Below are 21917 nucleotides of genomic sequence, written 5' to 3' on the forward strand. Positions count from 1 at the left end.
TATAAAGGAGCACTAGTTTAATGATCTTTTCAGCGAGCGGAAGCTTGCACTCTTCCCGGTTCGCTACGATTGCCGCAGCGCACTATCAATAATCATTCTAACGTTCGTGCATCCTAATAATCTAACTAACTGTAACTTTGAAATGATAGTATTTATATGAAGTAAACAATAAATCTTTCGAAATCGTGTCTCAAGAACTTATTATTAAAAATCGCTCTAGGGAACGAGCTGAACACGCTGGTAGGGTTAGAACCATTGAACAGGCTAATGTTTTTTGACATCTGAAACGCGGGTTATGTTGCAGTCCTTAGAACAAGCGACCTTTTGCTTGAGTACTCCGGTTGAGATATAGGTGGGCTCCTCCGCATCAGGTTTCGCTCGCTGTACAAGCTGCGCCAACCACACTCAGAAACGCGCCTCCAGCGTTACCCGCGCCATCGTGTAACCTGGATAGATCGCAGCACGTCGCAGCGTCCCGTTCGCATCGTTGTACTGCGAGTCCGATACGAAGTCCTGCCTGAGCAGGTTCGACAGCGCCACACGCAGCTGGTATTGCGGATTGAACTTCCACAGCGCGTACACATCGAGATCGCGGCGCACGCTCTGGTAGCCCAGCTGGTTGAGGTTGATGCGCACCGGCCCGCCGCTCTTGAAGGCGAAACTGGAGCCTGCCGACAGCTTGCCGCCGAGCGTCTTGTAATCCACGCCTAGCGTAGCCGATACGGGCGTCTGCTGGTCGAGCCGGTTGTCCGGCCCCGGCACCGCGTCCACGCGGGACCAGTTGCGCGCCAAGCTGGCGCGCAGGTCGAGGTCCGGCGAATCCTTCATCACCGCCGACAGCGGGAACTTCGCTTCCAGCTCCAGGCTGCGCGTGAGCGCCTTGCCGTCGTTGACCGGCGTCTGGATCCAGCGTCCGTTCTCGACAATCAGGCCCTGGCGCGTGAAGTCGCTGATGCGGCGCACCGAGACGCTCGCGCTCAGCAGCGCCTTCTCGGCCCAATAGTGCTCATAGGACGCGTCGATGCCGGTCGCCAGTTCCGGCTTGAGGTCGGGATTGCCGCGGAAGTCGGGCTCGGTCTGGCTGTTGTTGGGCGTGGTAAAGCGGCGCGGAATCAGGCTGCTGGCGGCCGGCGCCTTGTAGGTGCGGGTCAGCGCCAGGCGCAGCTGGTCGCGGCTGTCGGGCAGCTTGTACAAGGTCTGGGCCAGCGGGCTCCAGACGCTGCTGCGCCGGCTGATGGAGGCGAAGGTATTGCCTTCGCTGGTGGTGTCGATGCCTTCCCAGCGCAGGCCGGCGTACATCGACCAGCGCGGCGTCAGGTTCCATTCGTCCTGGGCGAACAGCGCCAGGCGCTTGACGCTGGCCTCATAGGTTTCGTTCGGTTCCACGACGCGGCCGGTGCGCGGGAAGACCTCGCGTTCGATGCGTGCATCGTCGCGCAGGGTGTGGCCGCCATCCCAGCCCATCGCCAGCGCATGGCCGGTCCGCCAGGGCATGGAAAGCTTGCCGGTGCTGGACAGGCCTCGCTCCCGCGTGGCGCTCCACACGCTGGAATCGCGGGCCAGCTCGCCACCGCTGGCGTCATTCTCGCGATACAGGCCCTTGGCGCGCAGCCCGTTGGCGCCGAGCTTGAGGTCGAGCTTGGCCCCGTCGCCCAGCTTGCGTACCCAGTTCAGGTCTGTACGTGCGATCGTGTTGCGGCCGGTCGAGCGCATGTCACGCGTGTCGTAGCGCGGCTGCGCGCCGAGCAGCGTGTCGGTGACGGCGTGACCGTGGTACTGGTTGCGGTTGTGGTTCACCAGCGACTGCCAGGTGAGCGTGTCGCCATCCTCCAGGTTCCAGTTGATGCGCGGAGTAAGGTTCAAGCCATGGGGGCTGCCTTCGTCGCGCTGGACCGTGCGGCGCAGGAGCGTCAGGCGGCCGTCCGGCGCGGTCGCGGTTTCTTCCGCCGGCGACGGGCGATCGAAGTGGAAGCGCCAGGCGCTGGCGTTCAGCGAATACGACATCTTGCCGGCGCGGTCGGACAGCTGCAGGCTGGCGTTCGGGTTGCTGGCGTCGCCGCTCTTGCCGACGCCGAGCTTCAGTTCGCGCTGCGCCTTCTGGATCGCCTTCTTCAGCACGATGTTGATCGTGCCGGCGATCGACTGGGTCGAAAACTCGGCGCTCGCCGCGCGCAGGATCTCGATGCGCTCGATCGCGTCGGGTGAAAGCTCGTCGATGGAGAAACCGGCGGGAGCCCGTTCGCCGTTGATCAGGATTTGCGTGTAGCCGCTGCCCAGGCCGCGCATGCGGATTTCGCCTCCGCCGCGCCCTGCGGCGCCGCTGACCGTGATGCCCGGCAGGCGCTTGAACACATCGAGCACCGAGGTGTCGCCGTAGCGCCGGATCTCTTCGTTCGTGACCACGATCTTGCTGGCGGTATCGTCGCGGCGCGGGTCGTAGGAAGAGGCATTGGCCTTGACCTCGACGGTCTGGATGTCGGCTCCCGGCTTCGCCTGGGGCGCAGGTGCGGGGCTAGTCTGGGCTTGGACAGGATAGGCGGCGAGGAGCAGTACGGCGGCGGTCGGGCGGAACATCGAAGAATGCAAAAACGATAAGGGATGCGTATTCTGCCGCAAGCCCGATGCGTGCGCCGGCTTTTTACAAAATATTCACCCCGCATCAGTGCGGGCGGATCGCTCCCCGGTACAAGGCATCGGTAATGCGCTCCTGGAAGCGCGATTCGGACGAGAAGCGGCCGGGCTGCAGCTCGGGGTTCGCGCCCACGCCGCTGCTCACGTAGATCATGCCGTCCTTCGTCTGCGGGTCGAAGACGAACAGCGCGTTCAGTCCCCACGACCAGCCGAGGTGCCCCACGCCCTTGAAGCCGCCGCCTTCGACCAGGCGGTCGCCGCTGGCGCGCCCCTCCTTGACCGTGCTGACGTCGAGGAAGTGCTGGTTGCCCAGTCCCCAGGCGTGGTACAGGCCGCGGAAATTGTCGCTGTCGCCGCTGCCGTTTGCGCCCTTCCCGCCCAGGGTCCACTGCCGGCTCAGCATCGTGGCGACGGTCTCTGGCTGGAGGATCTGCCTGTCGCCATGCCGGCCCTCGTTCATCAGCATCAGCATGATCGCGGCCAGCTCGCCGGCCGAGATGCGCAGGCTGCCCTGCGGCCCGAACAGGGTGCCGTTGGTGCCGGTCACGTACTGCTCCAGGCCCGGCGGCGCGGCCGGCGGCGCCGCGCCGAAGTCGTCGGACTGGGCGATCCACGGACCGTTGGGGTCCCATTTCTCCTCGCCGTCCTTCTCGCGCTTGCGGTACAGGGTGGCCACGTCGTCGATGCCGGCGGGCGCGAAGTCGGCCAGGTAGAAGCCGGCCTTCAGCCCCATCGGGTCGAAGACCAGCTTGCGCATCAGGCGGTCGAAGCGCTCGCCGCCGGCACGCTCCATGACGGTGGCGATGATGCCCGAGTTGAAGTTCACGTATTCGAAGAAGGCGCCCGGCGCAGCCTTCGCCGACCATGCCTCGCCCTTGCCGTAGCGCCGCCCGCCGGGAACCAGCACCTCGCGCAGGTCGACCGCCGGGTCCCACTTGAAGCCGCCCTCGTCGCGCAGCGAGGAGGTGTGCGTCATCAGCATGCGCAGGGTGATCGGGCGGTCGGGGAAATGCGGATTGCGCAGCCGGTAGCCGAGGTAGCCGCTCACGTCCGCGTCCAGCGCCAGGCGGCCCTGCTCGACCAGCTTCATGGCGCCGATCGCCGTCACCAGCTTGGAAATCGAGGCGATGCGGAACATCGTGTCCGCATCCATCGGCCGCGCCGGCGCGGTGCCGGTCGCCAGGCGCTTGCTGCCCAGCTGCCTGCTGTAGACGATCTCGCCCGCGCGGATCGCGACCACCGACAGGCCGGGGAGCGGCATGGCCGGATCGTGCATGATCGCTTCCAGCTGCCGGGTCAGGGCCGCCGCGGGCTCGGGCGGCAGCGGTGCGGCTGCGGCCGCAGTGGACACGAGGGAAAGCGCCAGCAGCGCGGCGGTCGGTTTCATGCGTTCTCCAGATGAGCGGTCGACCGCGTCATCTTAGAGCGCCGGCCGCGCGCTGGCGAATGCCAATGCTTGCCAAAGCCATAACCGCGAGCTAGGGCGATTCAGGCGTTCAGGTCGCCCAGCTTGCCCAGGCAGCGGCGCTGGAAGTTGTCCAGCCCCTCGGTGACGAAGGCGTCGTCTTCCTCGATCACGTCGGCATCGATCAGCAGGCGCAGCTTGGACACGCGGTCGCCATGGGCGAGCGCTTCCGCCAGCGGGGTGTCCGGCTTGCCGGCGTGGGCGATGGCGTCGGCCACCTCCTGCGGGAAGTTCCAGTGGGCCGCGATGACGGCGGACAGCTGGCGGCTGATGTTCAGCAGGCGCAGGCCGAAGTCGCTGTTCCCCGGCATGCGGCCGCCCTCGCAGTGGCGGTCGGCCATGCGGAAGGCCACGATCAGGCCGACGTTCTGCATCAGGCCCGCCAGGTAGGATTCGAACACGCTGGCCGACATTCCCGGCGCCAGCATGCTGGCTGCGAAGGCGCATTTCTCGGACTGGCTCCAGACGATCGGCAAGGCGTGGCGCGCAAAGCCCTCCACCTGCATCTTCACCAGCGGGCGCAACGCCACGCGCGCCAGCAGCATGCGCACGCCGTTCAGGCCCAGCATCATGACGGCCGCTTCCAGGGTCTTGATCGGCGTGAGCGGCTTGTAATAGGCGCTGTTCGACTCGCGGATCACTTCCGCCACCAGCACCGGGTCCGCCGACAGCTCGCGCGACAGCTCGGCGGTCGAGAGATTCTCGTCCATCAGGCCGCGCAGCAGCTTCGGGATCAGTTCCGGCACGCGCGGCACCAGCTCGGCGGCGCTGCCCGGGTGGTGGACCAGCATGCGCACGCCGTCGAGGATGCGGGTCTGGAGTTCCTTGGACGCGTCATAGCCAGCCGCCGCCGTCAGGAAGCGGTAATAGGTGGCGTCGACCTCCTTGTTCAGGGAACGAAGCTCGGCGTCCTGCTCCTCCTCGTCGAGCATCTCCTCCGTGTCTTCCGGGGCTTGTTCCTCTTTTTCCGAGCCGCTCAGTAGGCGGCCAATCCATTTTTTCATAGCGGTAGCTCTGCGTCAGCGAACCAATTGATTGTATTCTTTCCGCACGGAAACTTCCAGCTCGAAGTGATCCAAGCGTCAGCAATAGTCTACGCCCTTTTTATTGCGCTGCATCGGCCCGCCATCCGCCGCCCAGCGCCTGGATCAGCGCCACCGCCGCCGTCTGGCGGTCGGCCTGCACCTGGACCAGCGCGCGGCGGGCCGACAGGGCCGTCACCTGGGCCTGGACCACTTCGGTATAGCTCACCTGCCCGGCCTTGTAGCGGTTCAGCATCTGCTCCTCGACCAGGTTCGCCGCCTCGGCTGCCTGGCGCCGCAGGTCCTGCTGCTGGGCCAGCACGCGGGTGGCCGAGAGCTGGTTCTCGACGTCGGCGAAGGCGTCGAGCACCGTTTGGCGGTAGCGCGCCACGGCCGCCTGGTGGCGCGCCTCGGCGCCCTGGACCCCGGCGCGGGTGGCGCCGGCGTTGAACAGGGTCTGGGCGGCGGACAGGCCGAAGGACCATGCCGCCGCCGATGCCGAGAACAAGTCGCCGACCCGGCTCGCCGCGCCGCCGTAGGAAGCGCTCAGGCCGATGTTGGGGAAGTAGGCCGAGCGGGCCACGCCGATCTCGGCGTTCGCGGCCGCCACGTCGCGCTCGGCGGCGGCGATGTCGGGGCGGCGCTGCAGCAGGGTCGCCGGCACCCCGACCGGCACCTCCGGGATGGTGACGGCCCAGGGCGCGGCCGCCAGCGAGAACTCGCTCGGGGCCCGCCCCACCAGCACCGCGATCGCGTGCTCCAGCTGGGCGCGCTGGCGGGCCAGGCTCAGGGCATCGTTGCGGGCGTTGGCCAGCTGGGTCTGGGCCTGCAGCACGTCGGACTTGGCCGCGATGCCCGCATAGAAGCGGTTCTGGGTGATCTGCAGCACCCGTTCGTAACCCGCGACGGTCGTGCCCAGGAGGGCGCGCTGGGCGTCGAGCTGGCGCAGCGCGAAGTAGTTGGTGGCCAGCTCGCCCTGCACGGCCAGCCGCACGTTGGCCAGGTCGGCGGCGGTCGCCTGGGCGCTGGCCTGGGCGCTGCTCACGGAATTGCGCAGGCGGCCGAACAGGTCCGGCTCCCAGCTGCCGCCGATCGACACCCGGTATTGGTTGGAAGGCGAGCGCTCGCCGCCCCCTGCCCGGTCGGCGCCCGCGCCCAGCGACACCACCGGGAACAGCGAGGCGCGCTGCTGGGCGACCACGGCCCGGGCCTGGGCATAATTGGCCACTGCGGCCGCCACTTCCTGGTTGGCGCGCGCTGCTTCGTCGGCCAGGCGGGTCAGTTCCGCATCGCCGAACAGCTGCCACCAGGGCCCGCGCTCGAGCGCGTCGCTCGGCGCGGCGGGCACCCAGCCTTGCGCTTCCTTGAAGGCGGCGGGCTCGGGCGTGCTCGGGCGCTGGTAGGCGGGACCGACGGCGCAGCCGCCCGCAAGCAGCGCCAGGGTGAGGGTCAGGAGTGTGGGCGTGGTTCGCATAAATGTCATGGCTTGGCTAGGGAAGGACCGTCCTCGTCGTCGAGGGGATGCCGGGTCAGCTCGCGCTCCGATGCGGTCTTGGTGCGCAGCTTGTCGAGCAGGACGTAGACCACCGGCGTGGTCAACAGGGTCAGGACCTGGCTGGCGATCAGGCCGCCGATGATGGCCACGCCCAGCGGGCGGCGCAGCTCGGAGCCTTCGCCGAAGCCAATCGCGAGCGGCAGCGCGCCCAGGGCCGCCGCCAGGGTCGTCATCAGGATGGGCCGAAAGCGCAGCAGGCAGGCTTCACGGACTGCTTCAGTCGCACTCAGGCCGCGCGCTCGCTCGGCCTCCAGCGCGAAGTCGATGATCAGGATGGCGTTCTTCTTGACGATGCCGATCAGAAGGAAGACCCCGATCAGCGCGATGATCGAGAACTCCATCTTGAACAGCAGCAGGGCCAGCACCGCGCCGACGCCGGCCGAGGGCAAGGTCGAGAGCACGGTGACCGGGTGCACCAGGCTTTCGTACAGGATGCCGAGCACGATGTAGATGACGATGATGGCCGCCGCGATCAGGAAAGGCTGCTCCTTGTTCGATTCCTGCGCCGCCTTGGCCGTGCCCTGGAAGCTGCCGCGCACATTGGTCGGCATGCCGATGTCGGCTTCGGCCTGCCGCACCGCGGCCTGGCCGTCCTCCAGGTTGGCGCCTTCGGCCAGGTTGAACGACACCGTCGTGGCCAGTTCGCCGTCCTGGTGGTTGACCGAAGTCGGCGTCGAGCTTTCGTCGAAGCGCGCGAGGGCCATCAGCGGCACCATGGAGGTGGCGCTGGCGCCAAGAGCCTGGCCGCTGGACGGATCGCGCGCCGCGGTCAGGTTGGTGGGCGTGGATGCGATGGCAGCCGCAGCCTTCGCAGGCACGTGCACATCTCGCAGCGCCTCGGGCGACTGGGCGTAGCGCTGGGCCGCGCCCATCACCACGTGATACTGGTTCAACTCGTCGTAGATGTTGGCGACCTGGCGCTGGCCGAAGGCGTTGTACAGCGCGTTGGTGACGTCGCGCGTGCTGATGCCCATGCGCGCAGCCGTCTCCTTGTCGATGGTAACGAAGGTCTCGACGCCGTTCTCGGCCTGGTCGGTGTCCACGTCCACCAGGGCCGGCTGGCGCTTCATCGATTCGGCCAGGCGGGTCGCCCACAGCTTGAGGTCGGCAGCATTGTCGCTCTTGAGGGTGTACTGGTAAGTGGAATTGCTGGAGCGTCCGCCCATGCGCAAGTCCTGCACCGGGTTGAGGAACAGCGACACGCCGGTCACCCGCGCCAGCTGCGGGCGCAGGCGGGCGATCACGGCCTGCCCTGCCTCGCTGCGTTCGTCGGCCGGCTTGAGGTTGATGAACATGAAGCCCCCGCCCGCGCGCCCGCCGCCGGTGAAACCGACCACCGTGTCGACCGCCGGATCGCGCTTGATGATGTTGACCAGCTGGCGCATCTTGGCCTGCATGGCCTGGAAGGAGATGCTCTGGTCGGCGCGGATGCCGCCGCTGATCTGCCCCGTGTCCTGCTGCGGGAAGAAACCCTTGGGCGCGGCGGCGAACAGGTACACGTTCAGGCCGATCACGAACACCAGGCTGAACATCACCAGCAGCTTGCTGTCCAGCGCCCAGTCGAGCGAGTGCTCGTAGGCGCGCAGCACGCGTCCAAAACCTTTCTCCGACCAGCGCGCCAGGCGTCCCTGCTTGCGTTCTTTCTCGTTCCTGCGCAGCAGCCAGGCGCACATCATCGGCGTCGTGGTCAGCGAGATCACCAGCGAAATCATCACCGCAGCCGACAGGGTCACGGCGAACTCGCGGAACAGCCGCCCCACCTGCCCGCCCATGAACAGCAGCGGTATGAACACCGCCACCAGCGACAGCGAGATCGACAGCACCGTGAAGCCGACCTCGCGCGCGCCCAGCAGCGCGGCCTTCATGCGGTCCATGCCCTGCTCGATGTGGCGGCTGGTGTTTTCCAGCACCACGATGGCGTCGTCGACCACGAAGCCGGTGGCCACCGTCAGCGCCATCAGGGACAGGTTATTGAGCGAGAACCCCAGCAGGTACATGATGCCGAAAGTGCCAAGCAGCGAGACCACGGTCGCCACCGCCGGCACCACGGTGGCGCGCACGCTGCGCAGGAACACGCTCACCACCAGCACCACCAGCAGGATCGACAGCACCAGGGTGAACTCGATCTCGTGCAGCGAGGAGCGGATCGAATTGGTCCGGTCCGAGGCCACTTGCAGGGTCACGTCGCCCGGCAACTGGGCCTGCAGCGAAGGCAGCAGCGCGCGCACGCCGTCCACGGTCTCGATCACGTTGGCGTCCGGCTGGCGCGTGACCAGCACGATCACGGCGGGCTGGCCGTTGAACAGGCCGAGCGTATGGATGTTCTCGGGGCCGTCGATCACGTCCGCCACGTCGCGCAGGCGGATCGCGGCGCCGTCGCGCCAGGCGATGACCAGGTCGCGGTAGTCGGCGGCGCTGCGGCCGTTGCCCGTCATCGCCGGCTGCGAATAGATCTGGAAGCGGGTGCCGCCGCCTTCGATGACGCCCTTGGGACGGTTCGGATTGCTGGCCTGGATCGCGGCGCGCACGTCTTCGGCGGAGACGCCGTAGCGGTTGAGCGCATACGGCAGCAGCTCCACGCGCACCGCCGGCAGGGAACCGCCGCCGATTTCCACTTCGCCGACGCCTTTCACCTGGGCCAGGCGCTGCTGGATGATGTTGGAGACCGATTCGTAGATCTGGCCCGGCGTACGGGTCCTGGAAGTGAGCGCCAGGATGATGACCGGGGCGTCGGACGGGTTGGCCTTGCGGTAGGTCGGGTTGCTGCGCAAGGTGGCCGGCAGGTCGACGCGGGCGGCGTTGATGGCCGCCTGCACCTCGCGCGCGGCGGCGTCGATCTTGCGGTTCAGGTCGAACTGCAGGCTGACGCGGGTCGAACCGGTGCTGCTGCTGGACGTCATCTCGTTGACGCCGGCGATGGTGCCAAGCCTTCGCTCCAGCGGCGTGGCGACGCTCGAGGCCATGGTCTCCGGGCTGGCGCCGGGCAGCGAGGCCGACACCGAAATGGTCGGGTAATCGACCTGCGGCAGCGGCGAGACCGGCAGCACGAAGAAGGCCGCGATGCCCGCCAGCGCCAGGCCCAGGGTCAGCAGGACGGTGGCGATCGGGCGCTCGACGAAGGGCCGCGACAGGTTCATGCGCCCGCCTCCTTCGGCGTATCAGGTCCCTTGTTCCGCGCCTTGCCGGTCCGGCGGCGGGCCAGGCGGTCGAAGGCCAGGTAGATCACCGGCGTGGTGAACAGGGTCAGGAGCTGGCTCACGATCAGGCCGCCGAAGATGGCCAGGCCCAGCGGCCTGCGCAGTTCGGCGCCCTCGCCCCAGCCGAACATCAGCGGGATCGCCGCGAACAGCGCGGCCAGGGTGGTCATCAGGATCGGGCGGAAGCGCAGCAGCGCGGCCTGGCGGATGGCGTCCAGGGGCGCCTTGCCTTCGTCGCGCTCGGCCTCGATGGCGAAGTCGATCATCATGATGGCGTTCTTCTTGACGATGCCGATCAGGAGGATGATGCCGATAATGCCGATCACGCCCAATCCCTGCCCCGTCACCCACAACGCCAGCAGCGCGCCCACGCCCGCCGACGGCAGGGTCGACAGGATGGTCAGCGGGTGGATGTAGCTCTCGTACAGCACGCCCAGCACGATGTAGACGCAGACCACGGCGGCCAGGATCAGCCACAGCTGGTTGGAGAGCGACGCCTGGTAGGCGCCGGACGCGCCCAGGAAGCTCATCGATACCGAGGCCGGCATCCTGATCTCCCCGGCGGCGGCCCGGATGGCGTCCACGGCCTGGCCCAGCGAGACGCCGGAGGCCGTGTCGAAGCCGACCGTGGCCGCCGGGTACTGGGCCACGTGGGTGACCTGCAGCGGCGCCTCGCGCTCGGTGATGGTGGCCACGGCCGCCAGCGGCGTCGGCTGGCCGGAGCTGGTGCGCAGCTGCAGGTTGGCCAGGCTGTCCAGGGACGTGGCCTGGTCCTGTTGAGCTTCGAGGATGACCCTGTACTGGTTGGTCTCGGTAAAAATGGTCGAGACGATGCGCTGGCCGAAGGCGCTGTACAGGGCGTCGTCGATGGAGGCGGCCGTCACGCCCAGGCGCGACGCGGTGTCGCGGTCGATGTCGATGAAGGCCGCCGCCCCGGTGGCGCCGGCGTCGGTGGTGGCGTTGCGCAGCTGCTTCAGGGTGCGCATCTTCTCGACCAGCTTGTGCGCCCACTGGTTGACGGTGGCGCTGTCGGCGCCTTCGATCGACAGGCGGTACTGGGTCGGCCCGCTTTCGGCGTCGATGGTCAGGTCCTGGGTCGGCTGCAGGTAGAGGGTTACGCCGGCCACATTCGCCACGCGGCTGCGCAGGCGCTCGATGATTTCTTCCTGGTCGCCGCGGTCGGCCTTCAGGTTGATCAGCATGGTCCCGGTATGCAGCATGGTGTTGTTGGCCGCGTCCACGCCCACGTAGGAGCTGAGCGAGGCGACTTCCGGGTCGCGCAGGATTTCGCGCGCGGCGGCCTGCTGGAGCTGGGCCATGTCGCGGTAGGAGATCGACTGGCGTGTTTCCAGGCGCGCCTGGAGCTGGCCGGTATCCTGGGTCGGGAACAGGCCCTTCGGGATCACCGCCCACAGCAGCGCGGTCAGCACCAGGGTGCCGAGCGCCACGATCAGGGTCAGGCCCTGGCGCGCCAGCACCCAGCCAAGGGCCACGTCGTAGCGCTGGATGACGCGGTCGAAGAAGGCTTGCGTCTTTTGGGCCAGCCGGCCCGGATGCTCGTCCTCGCGGGCGCGCAGCCAGCGCGCCGACATCATCGGCACCAGGGTCAGCGAGACCACGGCCGAGATCAGGATCGTGATCGCCAGGGTCACCGCGAATTCGCGGAACAGGCGGCCGACCACGTCGCCCATGAACAGCAGCGGTATCAGCACGGCGATCAGCGAGACGGTCAGCGAAATGATGGTGAAGCCGATCTGGGTGGCGCCCTTGATGGCGGCGGCCATCGGTTTTTCGCCCTCCTCGATGTAACGGGCGATGTTCTCGATCATGACGATGGCGTCGTCGACCACGAAGCCGGTGGCAATGGTCAGCGCCATCAGCGACAGGTTGTTCAGGCTGTAGCCGAGCAGGTACATGATGCCGAAGGTGCCGATCAGCGAAATCGGCACCGCCAGGCTGGCGATCACGGTGGCGCGGATGCTGTGCAGGAAGGCGAAGATCACCAGCACCACCAGCACCACGGCCAGCAGCAACTCGATCTGCACATGGTGGACCGAGGCGCGGATGCCGGCGGTACGGTCGCTCAGCACGTCCATGCGCACCGAGGCCGGCAGGCCGACCTGCAGCTCGGGCAGGCGCTCCTTGATGCCGTCGACGGTGGCGATCACGTTGGCGCCCGGCTGGCGCTGCACGTTCAGGATGATGGCGGGCTTCATGTTGGCCCAGGCGCCGAGGCGCACGTTTTCGGCGCTGTCGACCACGCGCGCCACTTCTTCCAGCTTGACCGGCGCGCCGTTGCGGTAGGCCACGATCAGGTTCTTGTAGTCGGGGACGGTGAGCAGCTGGTCGTTGGCGTTGATCGCGTAGGAGCGCGTGGGGCCGTCGAAGTTGCCCTTGGCGCTGTTGGCGTTGGCGGCCGTGATCGCGCTGCGCAGGCTGTCCAGGCCCAGGCCGTAGGAAGCCAGCGCTTCGGTATCGGCCTGGATGCGCACCGCGGGGCGCTGGCCGCCCGAGAGCGTGACCAGGCCGACGCCGGAGACCTGGCTGATCTTCAGGGCCAGGCGGGTGTTAACCAGGTTCTGGACCTCGGTCAGGGGCAAGGTGTCGGAGGTGATCGCGAGCGTGAGCACCGGGGCGTCGGCCGGGTTGACCTTGGCGTAGACCGGCGGGGCCGGCAGGTCGGTGGGCAGCAGCGAACCGCCGGCGTTGATGGCCGCCTGCACTTCCTGCTCGGCCACGTCCAGGGTCTGGCCGAGGCCGAACTGGAGGGTGATCACCGAGACGCCGGCGGCGCTGGTGGAGCTCATGCGGGTCAGACCGGACATCTGGCCGAACTGGCGTTCCAGCGGAGCGGTGACGGTGCGGGCCATCACCTCGGGACTGGCGCCGGGGTACAAGGTCTGGACCTGGATGGTCGGGAAGTCGACCTGGGGCAGCGCGGACAACGGGAGGAAGCGGTAGCCGACCAGGCCGGCCAGGACGATGGCCAGCATCAGGAGGGCCGTGGCGACCGGGCGGTGGATGAAGGGGGTGGATGGGCTCATGCCGACAGCTCCAAACCGTCGTCGTTCCGGCGAAGGCCGGAACCCAAGTTTGCATGCGTACCCGGCTGCTCAGCAAACTTGGGTCCCCGCCTGCGCGGGGACGACGGAGCTGAGGGCGCAGGGCGGACACGATACGTCATTGCTGCGCTCCCTGGCGCTGGCGGCCCTGCCCTTGCCCGCGTCCACCGGCCGGACGGTCGCCCGGCAGCGTCACCTTGGCCCCATCACGCAGGCGGTCCGCCCCTTCCGTGATCACTTGTTCGCCAGCCTTCAATCCAGTACGCACCTGCACCTTGTCGACCGTCGCCTCGCCCCGCGTCACCGGGCGCATCGCCACCGTCTTCTCCTTCGCATTCAGCACATACACGAAGTCCCCGTTCGCCCCATGCCGCAGCGCCGTCACCGGCACGACCACGGCGTCCTTGATCAGGTTCACCTGCAACCGCAGGTTGACGAACTGGCTCGGGAACAGCTTGCCGTCGGCATTCGCGAAACGCGCCTTGGCGCGCACCGTGCCGGTCTGGACGTCCACCTGGTTGTCGAGCGCGCTGAAGGCGCCGGTCGCCAGGGTCTGGCTGCGCGTGCGGTCCAGCGCCGTCGCTTCCATCCTGGCCTTGGCCCCGATGCGTTCCTGCAGGGTCGGCAGCTGGTCTTGCGGCACCGTGAATTCGACGTCGATCGGCGAGAGCTGGGTGATCACGGCGATGCCGTTGGCATCGCCGCTGCCCACCAGGTTGCCGATGTCCACCGTGCGCAGGCCGACCCGGCCGCTGATCGGCGCCTTGACCGAGGCATAGCCCAGGTTCAGGCGCGCCGTGCCTTCCGAGGCGCGGTCGGTCATGACGGTGCCCTCCAGTTGCTTGACCAGCGCCGCCTGGGTATCCACTTCCTGGCGCGCGATCGAATCCTGCTCCAGCAAGGTGCGGTAGCGCGACAGGGTTACCCGCGCGCTTTCCAGCTGGGCCTCGTCGCGCTGGCGCTGCCCGCGCGCCTGCATCAGCGCCATCTCGAAGGAACGCGGGTCGATGGTGGCCAGCACCTGGCCCTCCTTGACCAGCTGCCCTTCGGTGAAATGGATCTTCTGGATCACGCCGGACACCTGCGGACGCACCGTCGCCGTCGCCGCAGGCACCACGGTGCCCAGGGCATCGAGCGTGACGGGAATATCGGCCTGCTCGGCAGTCGCCACACCAACCGTGGTCGCCGGCCCGCCGCGGCCCCGGCCTCCTCCGCCTCCCGGTCCGGCTGCGCGCGCTCCCGGAGCCGCTCCTGCGGCAGCCGGTCCGCCGGCGGGATTGCCCGCCGGGCGGTGCGTCAGGTACCAGGCCAGCGCCGCCAGTCCCACCATCGCCAGCACGGCGATGACGGTGCCGACGATGCGCGCGCGGCGCGGTTTGGCGGTGGGCGGGGCGCCATGCGTGAGTGGCGTACGGGTCGTGGTCGGGGGCTCCCTGGTGTCCATGCTCTTCCTTGTCTTTCCGGCCAGAACGGCATTGTGTTCTTCAGTGTCCGGTTGACTGTAGCATGGTGTTTTTGCGCGATATGTTTCATAACGTACATTGCGCGCGCCCTGGTTCCCACACTGGCGCCAGGGGCTTTACATCGATTTACACCGTTCGCCGCCTGTTCCCGGCAAGTCAAGGAAAAACGGGCGCGAAACCTCCGTTCCGCGCCCGTTGATCCGTGTAGGAAACGGTTACAAACTCGCTACATGTCGAATCATGGCAGGCCGCACAGGCAGTGCGTGACGGCCGCAAACGGCTTGCGCTCCCTGGTCAGCTCCGACAGGAAGGCCATATCCCGGGCCACCTCCGCCACCGGGCCGGCCGGCATCGCTTCCTCGAGCAGGCCGAGCTTGACCTGGATGGTCACCGCCTGGGAGGCGGACGCGCCCATCAGCTGCAGGAAGCGTTCGACGCGCGATACCGGACGCTCGACATAGTCCACGCGGTACCCCTCGCCGAGCCTGGCGCGGCGGGCGGCGGAGTTCAGGGCGTCCTCGTAGCTGCCCAGGCGGTCGACCAGGCCGCGCTCCTTGGCCTGGGCGCCGGTCCAGACCCGGCCCTGCCCCACTTCGTCGATCTTGGCCGGCGTGGTCTTGCGCGCCGCGGCCGCCTTGCTGGTGAACTCGGCGTAGACGTGGTTGATGCTGCTCTGGACCACCTGGCCGAAGCGCGGATCGAGCGGTCGCAGCGGGTTGTAGGCGTCGGCCAACCAGGTCGTGGTCACGCCGTCGGTATGGATGCCCAGCTTGTCGCGCACCTTCTCGGCCGTCGGCAGGATGGCGAACACGCCGATCGAGCCGGTGATCGTGTAGGGGTCGGCGATCACTTCGTCGGCCGCCATCGAGATCCAGTAGCCGCCCGATGCCGCCAGGCTGCCCATCGACACCACCACCGGCTTGCCGGCGGCGCGCGTGAGTTCCAGTTCGCGGCGGATCAGCTCGGAGCCGTAGGCGCTGCCGCCAGGGGAGTCCACGCGCAGCACGACGGCCTTGATTTCGTCGTCCTCGCGCGCCTGGCGGATCAGGTTGGCCGTGGTCAGGCCGCCGACCACGCCGGGGCCGCCCAGGCCTTCGGTGATGTTGCCGGCGGCGACAATCACGCCGACCGCGCTGCCGAAAGGCTTCTGCGGGTGGCGCGACAGGTAGTCGTAGAAGCCAACCTGGCGGAAGGATTTGGTGTCGTCGTCGTAGACGCCGCGCTTGATCAGCATGGCGCGGATCTCGTCGCGGGTCTTGAGGCCGTCGACCAGCTTGTTGGCCAGCGCCACCTTGGCGAAGCTGCCGCCCGCAGCTTCCATCTGCTGCGGCAGGCTGTCGACAAAGCGTGCGACGGCGCCGGAGTTCAGCTTGCGGTTCTTCTCGACCTCGCCGGTATACCCGGTCCACAGGGCGTTGAACAGGTAGGTGTCGGCTTCGCGCGCGGCGTCCGAGGGGCCGTTGGCGATGTAGGGCTCGGCGAAGCTCTTGTAGGTGCCGACCTTCATCAGGTTGACGGTCACGCCCAGCTTGTCCAGCGCGTCGCGGTAATAGTTCTTGTGGCGGCCGAAACCCTCGATCAGGACCATGCCCATCGGGTGCATGTAGACCTCGCTGGCGTGCGAGGCCACCAGGTAGCGTTTCTGGTCGTAGTTGCCGCTCCAGGCCACCACCTTCTTGCCGGCAGCCTTGACCCGGTCGACGCCGGCCCCGAATTCACGCAGCATGGCCAGGCCGCCGCCGTCCATTTCGTCGAGCAGCAGCACGACGGTGGAGATGTTCGGGTCCTTGGCGGCCTTGTCCAGGACTAGCATCACGTCGCGCAGCAGCACGGTGCGCTTGCTGTCGCCGCCAACGCTGTCGAGCACCGTTTCACGCAGCGAGGCCTGGTACTGCTCCACCAGGTCGCCCTTGAGCTCGAGCACCAGCGCGGTATTCGCGCCCAGCGGCTTGACGCCGCTGCCGCCGAAGATCATCCAGGCTAGCAGGATGATAAAGAGCAGGAACAAGAGGTTGACGAAGGTGCGGCGGGTCGCGTCGAGCGCGCTCCACAACCAGCTGAAGCCGCGCCGCACGGCGCTGAAAGGCTTGAATGCCATCGAAACTCCCATCAATGAATGGACGCAGCGTTCTGTCAGGCGGCAACGGTGGCCGGTCCGGCCCCGGCCGGTGCGCGCTGCGAGATCGCGAACAGGCCGATAAATACCAGTATGCCATTAACCATAAGCAATTCCAGCCCGAGTCGGTAAGAGCCGAGCAGGTAAGCCTGATTGTACTCAAGGAGCGCACAAAGGATCGGTGCGCCAATCGTCACGAACGGCACCAGGCGATCTAGCAGGGTGCGCCTGGTCATCATGCCGAAGGCGAACAGGCCCAGCAGCGGGCCGTAGGTATAGGCGGCCAGCTTGAGGATCACCACGATCATGCTCGGACTGTCGGCCATCTTGAAGCCCAGCACCAGCAGCAGGAACAGGAAGGCGAAGCCCAGGTGCACGTGGCGGCGCAGGCCTTCCTTGCCGGCTTCGCTGAGGTCGGTGCGGCGCTTGATGCCCAGGATGTCGATGCAGAAGGACGAGGTCAGCGCGGTGATGGCGCCGTCGGCGCTGGGGAACAGGGCCGAGATCAGGGCGATCAGGAAGATGATCTGCACCGTGGCCGGCAAGTGGCCCATGACCACGGCCGGGAAGATCTTGTCGCCGGTGGCGGTCACGCCGGCGGTCGGAGCGTACAGGTAGAGCAGTCCGCCCAGGAACAGGAAGGCCATCAGCACCACCACCAGCACGGCGGTCAGGGTCAGCAGGTTCTTTTGCGAGTCGCCCACGGTCTTGACCGAGATCGTCTTCTGCATCATCTCCTGGTCCATGCCGGTCATGGTCAGCACGATGAAGGCGCCGGCGACGATCTGCTTGAGGAAGAAGTTGGGGCTGTCGAAGTCCATGGTGAAGATGCGCGACAGGCCCTGCGACTGCATCGCGTTCAGACTCTCGGGAACCGACATGCCCAGCTCGTTCAGCAGGAACCAGACGCAGGCGAACAGGCCGAACAGCATGCAGGTGGTCTGCAGGGTGTCGGTCCAGACAATGGTCTTGACGCCGCCCTGGTAGGTATACATCAGGATCATGACCAGGATGACCAGGGTCGTGATCCAGAACGGAATGCCCAGGCTGTCGAGGATGATCGCTTGCAGGATATTGACGACCAGGTAAAGACGCGCCGTGGCGCCCAGCAGGCGCGAGATGATGAAGAAGCCCGCCCCGCTCTGGTAGGCGCGGCGTCCCAGGCGCACGTCGAGGTAGTGGTAAATCGAAGTCAGCTTGAGCCGGTAGTACAGCGGCAGCAGCAGGTAGGCGACCAGGATGTAGCCGATCACGTAGCCGATCAGGATCTGCGCATAGCCGAAGCCGTCCGCGCCGACATTGCCGGGCACGCTGATGAAGGTGGCGCCGGACAAGGTGGTGCCGACCATGCCGAAGGCGACCAGCATCCAGTTGCTGCTCTTGTTACCGATGAAGAAGCTGTCGTTGTTGGCGTTGCGCGAGGTGGCCCAGGCGACGCCCAGCAGCAGGGCGAAATACGCGATCAGGATACAGAAAAGCAGGACGGGAGACATAGGACGGCGGGAGGGTGAGGTTGTCGTTTCGCACAGCAATATACACCGAAGCGACGACCCCGCCTATTGCCGACAGGTTCACACCTATTCCATCAGGTTCTAGGCTTCCTCGCCCTGCACCCGCTCGAAGGGACCGATGCAGGTTTCCATCGTCTCGTCGGCGCACATCAGGAACAGGGCCCCGGACGGGTGGAAGCGGATGAAGTTGGTGGCGCGGGTGCCCACCTTCATGATGGCGCCGGAACAATCCTTCTTGCCATTGTCCTTGGTGATGCGGTCTTCCAGCCGATAGAAGCCCTTGGCGCTGGGCTTGTCGGGGATCTTGAATTCGCTCTCGGACACTTCCTCGGCGCTGGTGACGAGCGTGGTGCCGTCGCCGCGGAAGCGGTAGGTCTCGGAGCAGCCCAGTTCGGGCAGGCTGAGGCGCCAGATGCCGAGGATGGGATGGTCGGCCGGTGGCGCTGCCGCCGCCAGCCCGCTCAGGGAAAACAACAGCAACAGTCCGGCAGGCACTCGCATGGCAGGCTCCTTCGGCGGGTCATTGCAGCGTCGCCCGCGCCATCGCAGGCCTTTCCATTATTGCAGCAGCTGCGCGCGTGCGGCGCACACGCGCAGCTTCGCCAGGTCAGCCGTTCTCCGAGCCCGTTTTGGGCTTGGCCGGACGGCGGCCGCGTGCGGCGGGCTTGCGCGCCGGCGCCTTGTGGGCGGGACGGGCCGACTTCTTGCGCGCCGGTTTACCTGCTTCGTCTTCGCCCTCTTCCGTTCCGGTCACGGCCGGCTCCGCTGCCGGTTCGGCCGGTTCGGCCGGTGCGGAGTCAGGCGCCGGCTGCTCGGCCACGGGTTCGGCCACGGATGCGGCAGCAGCGGCCTCCGCTGCCTTCTGGGCGGCGGTCTTGCGTGGGGCACGGCGGCGCTCCTTGGCCGGCGCCGGCGCCGGCTCGGCGGCCGGGATTTCCAGCGGCGCCGCTTCGGGAACGGCGTCCGCTGCCGATTCAAGTGCAGGCTCAGGCGCCAATGGCGGCACTGCGTTGTCGGCATCCGGCAAGCCCGCTTCCGGCACCGGCGCAGCCTGCTCGCCGCGCCCGCCCTGCTTGCGGCCGCCACGGCCGCGGCGGCGCGATTCGCGCACCGGCTCTTCCTGCGGCGCCTCCAGGGCGGCCACGTCGGCTTCGGCCTGGAACGCCTGTTCGGCGAGAGGCGCTTCGATCGCCGGCTCCGCGGCCGGAACCAGCACCGGCGCATGCGCGCTGCGGTACACATAGGTGCCTGATTTCTCGTCGCGGCCGAACTCGAACAGGCCGCGCGTCTGCGCTTCCTCGAGCAGGTTGCCGAAGGTACGGAAGCCGTAATAGGTCTCGTTGAAGTCCGGACGGCGGCGCTTGAGCGTGTCCTTCAGCAGCGAAGCCCAGATCTTGCCGGTATCGCCGCGCTCGGTCACCAGGGCGTCGAAGGTCTCGACGACCATCTCCAGCGCCTGCACCTTGCGCGCTTCCAGCTCTTCCTTGCGGCGGTCGTCGCTCGGGCGCTTGTTCTGCGGCTGGCCGCGGCGCGCGTCCTGCTCTTCCTTGCGCTTGGCGGCGGTGCGGCGCTGCTCGCGCACCAGGTCGTCGTAGAAGATGAATTCGTCGCAGTTGGCCACCAGCAGGTCCGAGGTCGACTGCTTCACACCCACGCCGATCACCTGCTTGGCGTTCTCGCGCAGCTTGGAGACGAGCGGCGAAAAGTCCGAATCGCCGCTGATGATGACAAAGGTATTGACGTGGGACTTGGTGTAGCAGAGGTCGAGCGCGTCGACCACCAGGCGGATGTCCGCCGAATTCTTGCCGGACTGGCGCACGTGCGGGATCTCGATCAGCTCGAAGTTCGCTTCGTGCATGGTCGACTTGAAGCCCTTGTAGCGGTCCCAGTCGCAATAAGCTTTCTTGACGACGATGCTGCCCTTGAGCAGAAGGCGTTCCAGCACCGGCTTGATGTCGAATTTTTCGTAGTTGGCGTCGCGAACGCCGAGTGCGACGTTCTCGAAGTCGCAGAACACCGCCATGCTGATGTTGTCGGAAGATGAAGCCATGAATTGTTGTTTTCTGGAAAATATTGGGAATACCAGAGGCGATTATACGCAACAAGGTCTGCCGGGCATGCACAAGCTGTAAACGCCCGCATCTGGCACAATGCCGGGGCTTACGCATCCAACCGCTATCATGCAAAAACCGACCCTGACTTATCTTCACGTCCGCCCCAACGAGGAACTGCCGCCCGTCGGCCTGCTCCCGTCCGCCCCTTTCCTTGCCGTGCTCGTGATCGACGAGGTCTGCGAAGAAATGTGGCGCTGGGAAGCGAGCCGCTGGCTGGCCGGTTCGCACTGCCGCTACGTGCTGGCCTGGGGCCAGTACTGCGAAGACTGGGCGGAGTCGGTGGACGACGCCAACCTCGAGGCCTACGACTACGACGACATCCCGGAAGACAAGCTGGTCATGACCACCTCGCACGAGGAAGAGGAGCTGGACGACGTGTTCTGGTTCGCCAAGCACCGGGCCCGGCATCCGACCCTGGTGCTGTCGCATACGGTGATCATCCACATCGCCGAGCGTGGCCACAAAAATGTGCTGGAGAAGCAGTACGGCCAGGCCTAGCATCTAACTGCCCACTTTCCTCCCACTAGCCGGCGAATCAAATCACGTCAGAGCCGCGCCAGCGTATTGCGATCCGGCGCCCCATCGAAATACTTGTCGATGCAAGCCTGGAACACGGCCACATCCGGCGCCACGTCGGCGAACAAGGTCATCGACGAGTGGAATTTCACGTCGTCCGGCGGCGGAAACACATCCTCGATGGCGTCGGCATCGAGCGCGGCCACGATCCCCGCGCACTCGTTCATGCGATGGCCCAGCAGCGAATGCGCCAGGTAGGCCGCCGCCTCGTCGGCCGAGCGGATCGCATAGCGCTGCGACATTTCGCTTTGTCCGAGCCCGGCGATCTGCGGAAAGATGAACCACATCCAGTGGCTGCGCTTGCGCCCGGCGCGCAGTTCGGCCACGACCGTGTCGTACACCGGCGCCTGCGCATCGACGAAGCGTTGCAGGTCGAATTCGTCGCTCATGGTCTGCTCCCCTTGTTCACATATTGTCCCTTAGATGCTACAGGCTCGCCGTTGTTTGCTAAAGTGACGCACGATGAATTCCGAACACCTCACCCTGCTCCTGGTCCGGGAGATGCCTTACGGTAAATACAAGGGACGCAAGATCGCCGACCTGCCCGGCCATTACCTGGGCTGGTTCGCGCGTGAAGGCTTTCCGAAGGGCGAGCTGGGCCAGTTGCTGGCCCTGATGTACGAACTCGACCACAACGACCTGCGCTCCCTGCTCCATCCGCTGCGCGCCCGCCCAGTGGGTGCGCGAGGCGGAAGCGGGTCACCCTGACCCTCGCCTATACTGAACGAGCGACCGTCCATACCGGCGCCGCTATATAATCTGGGCAACTTCTTCTTATTGAACAGATGCCGAACGAACCCACTTCCACGCCGCTCGTGCTGGTGGTCGAAGATGACGACCACATCGCCCAGGTCCTGCGCTTCATGCTCGAACGCCAGGGCTACCGCGTCACCCACCTTGCCGACGGCCGCGCCGCCAGCGAGCACATCGCCACCGCCACCGTCGCGCCGGACCTGATCCTCCTCGACGTGATGCTGCCCTACATCGACGGCTTCGAGATCGTGCGCCTGGTGCGCGAGCGCGCCGACTGGGCCGCGGTCCCCGTCCTGATGCTGACGGCCAAGAATACCGAGCGCGACACCGTGCGCGCCCTGGACGCCGGCGCCAACGACTTCGTGATCAAGCCCTTCCAGCCGAACGAATTGCTGGCCCGCGTGCGCCGCTTCCTGAGGCCCGCCGCATGACGGTGGCATTCTTCATGATTC

15 protein-coding genes are annotated in these 21917 nt (G+C 66.7%); 3 read left to right on the top strand and 12 right to left on the bottom strand.

Translation table 11 applies throughout. The features are described from left to right. Nucleotides 1-405: 405 nt before the first annotated feature. The 11 genes from J8847_RS03165 to J8847_RS03215 form a co-directional block, all read right to left on the bottom strand. A complete protein-coding gene (locus J8847_RS03165) occupies nucleotides 406-2574 on the bottom strand; it encodes a TonB-dependent siderophore receptor (protein WP_211523225.1) in 2169 nt (722 codons plus the stop codon). 85 nt (nucleotides 2575-2659) lie between these two features. Then, the gene (locus tag J8847_RS03170; protein WP_211523226.1) at nucleotides 2660-4018 is read right to left on the bottom strand and encodes a serine hydrolase; all 1359 of its coding nucleotides are present in this window, start codon (nucleotides 4016-4018) and stop codon (nucleotides 2660-2662) included. 101 nt (nucleotides 4019-4119) lie between these two features. Beyond that, on the bottom strand, nucleotides 4120-5100 hold the full coding sequence (locus tag J8847_RS03175) for an HDOD domain-containing protein (RefSeq protein WP_211523227.1): 981 nt from the start codon (nucleotides 5098-5100) through the stop codon (nucleotides 4120-4122). A gap of 100 nt (nucleotides 5101-5200) precedes the next feature. Continuing rightward, nucleotides 5201-6601 (bottom strand): efflux transporter outer membrane subunit, encoded by a 1401-nt coding sequence (locus tag J8847_RS03180; protein WP_211523228.1) that lies wholly within the window; start codon nucleotides 6599-6601, stop codon nucleotides 5201-5203. Next, on the bottom strand, nucleotides 6598-9810 hold the full coding sequence (locus J8847_RS03185; protein WP_211523229.1) for an efflux RND transporter permease subunit: 3213 nt from the start codon (nucleotides 9808-9810) through the stop codon (nucleotides 6598-6600). Before J8847_RS03185 ends, J8847_RS03180 begins: the two co-directional genes overlap by 4 nt. Further along, nucleotides 9807-12914 carry an efflux RND transporter permease subunit gene (locus J8847_RS03190; protein ID WP_211523230.1) on the bottom strand — a complete coding sequence of 1036 codons (3108 nt, stop codon included), beginning with the start codon at nucleotides 12912-12914 and terminating at the stop codon, nucleotides 9807-9809. The genes J8847_RS03185 and J8847_RS03190 overlap by 4 nt, the downstream gene beginning before the upstream one ends. Nucleotides 12915-13050: 136 nt before the next feature. Next, complete coding sequence (locus J8847_RS03195) at nucleotides 13051-14376, bottom strand: efflux RND transporter periplasmic adaptor subunit (protein ID WP_211523231.1); 1326 nt, start codon at nucleotides 14374-14376, stop codon at nucleotides 13051-13053. Between the two features lie 257 nt (nucleotides 14377-14633). Next, nucleotides 14634-16493: a signal peptide peptidase SppA gene (sppA, locus tag J8847_RS03200; protein WP_211523232.1), complete on the bottom strand. Its 1860-nt coding sequence runs from the start codon at nucleotides 16491-16493 to the stop codon at nucleotides 14634-14636. Between the two features lie 35 nt (nucleotides 16494-16528). Next, entirely contained in the window at nucleotides 16529-18004 is a 1476-nt protein-coding gene (locus J8847_RS03205; RefSeq protein WP_211523233.1) for a sodium:solute symporter, read from the bottom strand. Between the two features lie 99 nt (nucleotides 18005-18103). Further along, a complete protein-coding gene (locus J8847_RS03210; RefSeq protein ID WP_229429565.1) occupies nucleotides 18104-18523 on the bottom strand; it encodes a hypothetical protein in 420 nt (139 codons plus the stop codon). A 106-nt stretch (nucleotides 18524-18629) separates the two neighbouring features. Beyond that, nucleotides 18630-20072, bottom strand: a complete 1443-nt coding sequence (locus J8847_RS03215; RefSeq protein WP_211523234.1) for an NYN domain-containing protein — start codon at nucleotides 20070-20072, stop codon at nucleotides 18630-18632. 130 nt (nucleotides 20073-20202) lie between these two features. Here J8847_RS03215 and J8847_RS03220 point away from each other — a divergent pair, with 130 nt between their 5' ends. Beyond that, complete coding sequence (locus J8847_RS03220) at nucleotides 20203-20634, top strand: hypothetical protein (protein WP_211523235.1); 432 nt, start codon at nucleotides 20203-20205, stop codon at nucleotides 20632-20634. A 47-nt stretch (nucleotides 20635-20681) separates the two neighbouring features. Here the strand turns inward: J8847_RS03220 and J8847_RS03225 are convergent, their stop codons facing one another. Then, nucleotides 20682-21101: a DUF1810 domain-containing protein gene (locus J8847_RS03225; protein WP_211523236.1), complete on the bottom strand. Its 420-nt coding sequence runs from the start codon at nucleotides 21099-21101 to the stop codon at nucleotides 20682-20684. Between the two features lie 73 nt (nucleotides 21102-21174). Here J8847_RS03225 and J8847_RS03230 point away from each other — a divergent pair, with 73 nt between their 5' ends. Further along, nucleotides 21175-21420: a DUF3820 family protein gene (locus J8847_RS03230; RefSeq protein ID WP_211523237.1), complete on the top strand. Its 246-nt coding sequence runs from the start codon at nucleotides 21175-21177 to the stop codon at nucleotides 21418-21420. A 77-nt stretch (nucleotides 21421-21497) separates the two neighbouring features. Further along, complete coding sequence (locus tag J8847_RS03235) at nucleotides 21498-21896, top strand: response regulator transcription factor (protein ID WP_211523238.1); 399 nt, start codon at nucleotides 21498-21500, stop codon at nucleotides 21894-21896. Nucleotides 21897-21917: the final 21 nt, after the last annotated feature.

It is taken from the genome of Massilia sp. AB1, assembly GCF_018119385.1.
Lineage (GTDB): Bacteria > Pseudomonadota > Gammaproteobacteria > Burkholderiales > Burkholderiaceae_D > Telluria.

Coding starts and splice junctions, on each gene's coding strand:
- J8847_RS03165 (WP_211523225.1), bottom strand. CDS start 2,574: ATGTTCCGCCCGACCGCCGCCGTACTGCTCCTCGCCGCCTATCCTGTC.
- J8847_RS03170 (WP_211523226.1), bottom strand. CDS start 4,018: ATGAAACCGACCGCCGCGCTGCTGGCGCTTTCCCTCGTGTCCACTGCG.
- J8847_RS03175 (WP_211523227.1), bottom strand. CDS start 5,100: ATGAAAAAATGGATTGGCCGCCTACTGAGCGGCTCGGAAAAAGAGGAA.
- J8847_RS03180 (WP_211523228.1), bottom strand. CDS start 6,601: ATGACATTTATGCGAACCACGCCCACACTCCTGACCCTCACCCTGGCG.
- J8847_RS03185 (WP_211523229.1), bottom strand. CDS start 9,810: ATGAACCTGTCGCGGCCCTTCGTCGAGCGCCCGATCGCCACCGTCCTG.
- J8847_RS03190 (WP_211523230.1), bottom strand. CDS start 12,914: ATGAGCCCATCCACCCCCTTCATCCACCGCCCGGTCGCCACGGCCCTC.
- J8847_RS03195 (WP_211523231.1), bottom strand. CDS start 14,376: ATGGACACCAGGGAGCCCCCGACCACGACCCGTACGCCACTCACGCAT.
- sppA (WP_211523232.1), bottom strand. CDS start 16,493: ATGGCATTCAAGCCTTTCAGCGCCGTGCGGCGCGGCTTCAGCTGGTTG.
- J8847_RS03205 (WP_211523233.1), bottom strand. CDS start 18,004: ATGTCTCCCGTCCTGCTTTTCTGTATCCTGATCGCGTATTTCGCCCTG.
- J8847_RS03210 (WP_229429565.1), bottom strand. CDS start 18,523: ATGCGAGTGCCTGCCGGACTGTTGCTGTTGTTTTCCCTGAGCGGGCTG.
- J8847_RS03215 (WP_211523234.1), bottom strand. CDS start 20,072: ATGGCTTCATCTTCCGACAACATCAGCATGGCGGTGTTCTGCGACTTC.
- J8847_RS03220 (WP_211523235.1), top strand. CDS start 20,203: ATGCAAAAACCGACCCTGACTTATCTTCACGTCCGCCCCAACGAGGAA.
- J8847_RS03225 (WP_211523236.1), bottom strand. CDS start 21,101: ATGAGCGACGAATTCGACCTGCAACGCTTCGTCGATGCGCAGGCGCCG.
- J8847_RS03230 (WP_211523237.1), top strand. CDS start 21,175: ATGAATTCCGAACACCTCACCCTGCTCCTGGTCCGGGAGATGCCTTAC.
- J8847_RS03235 (WP_211523238.1), top strand. CDS start 21,498: ATGCCGAACGAACCCACTTCCACGCCGCTCGTGCTGGTGGTCGAAGAT.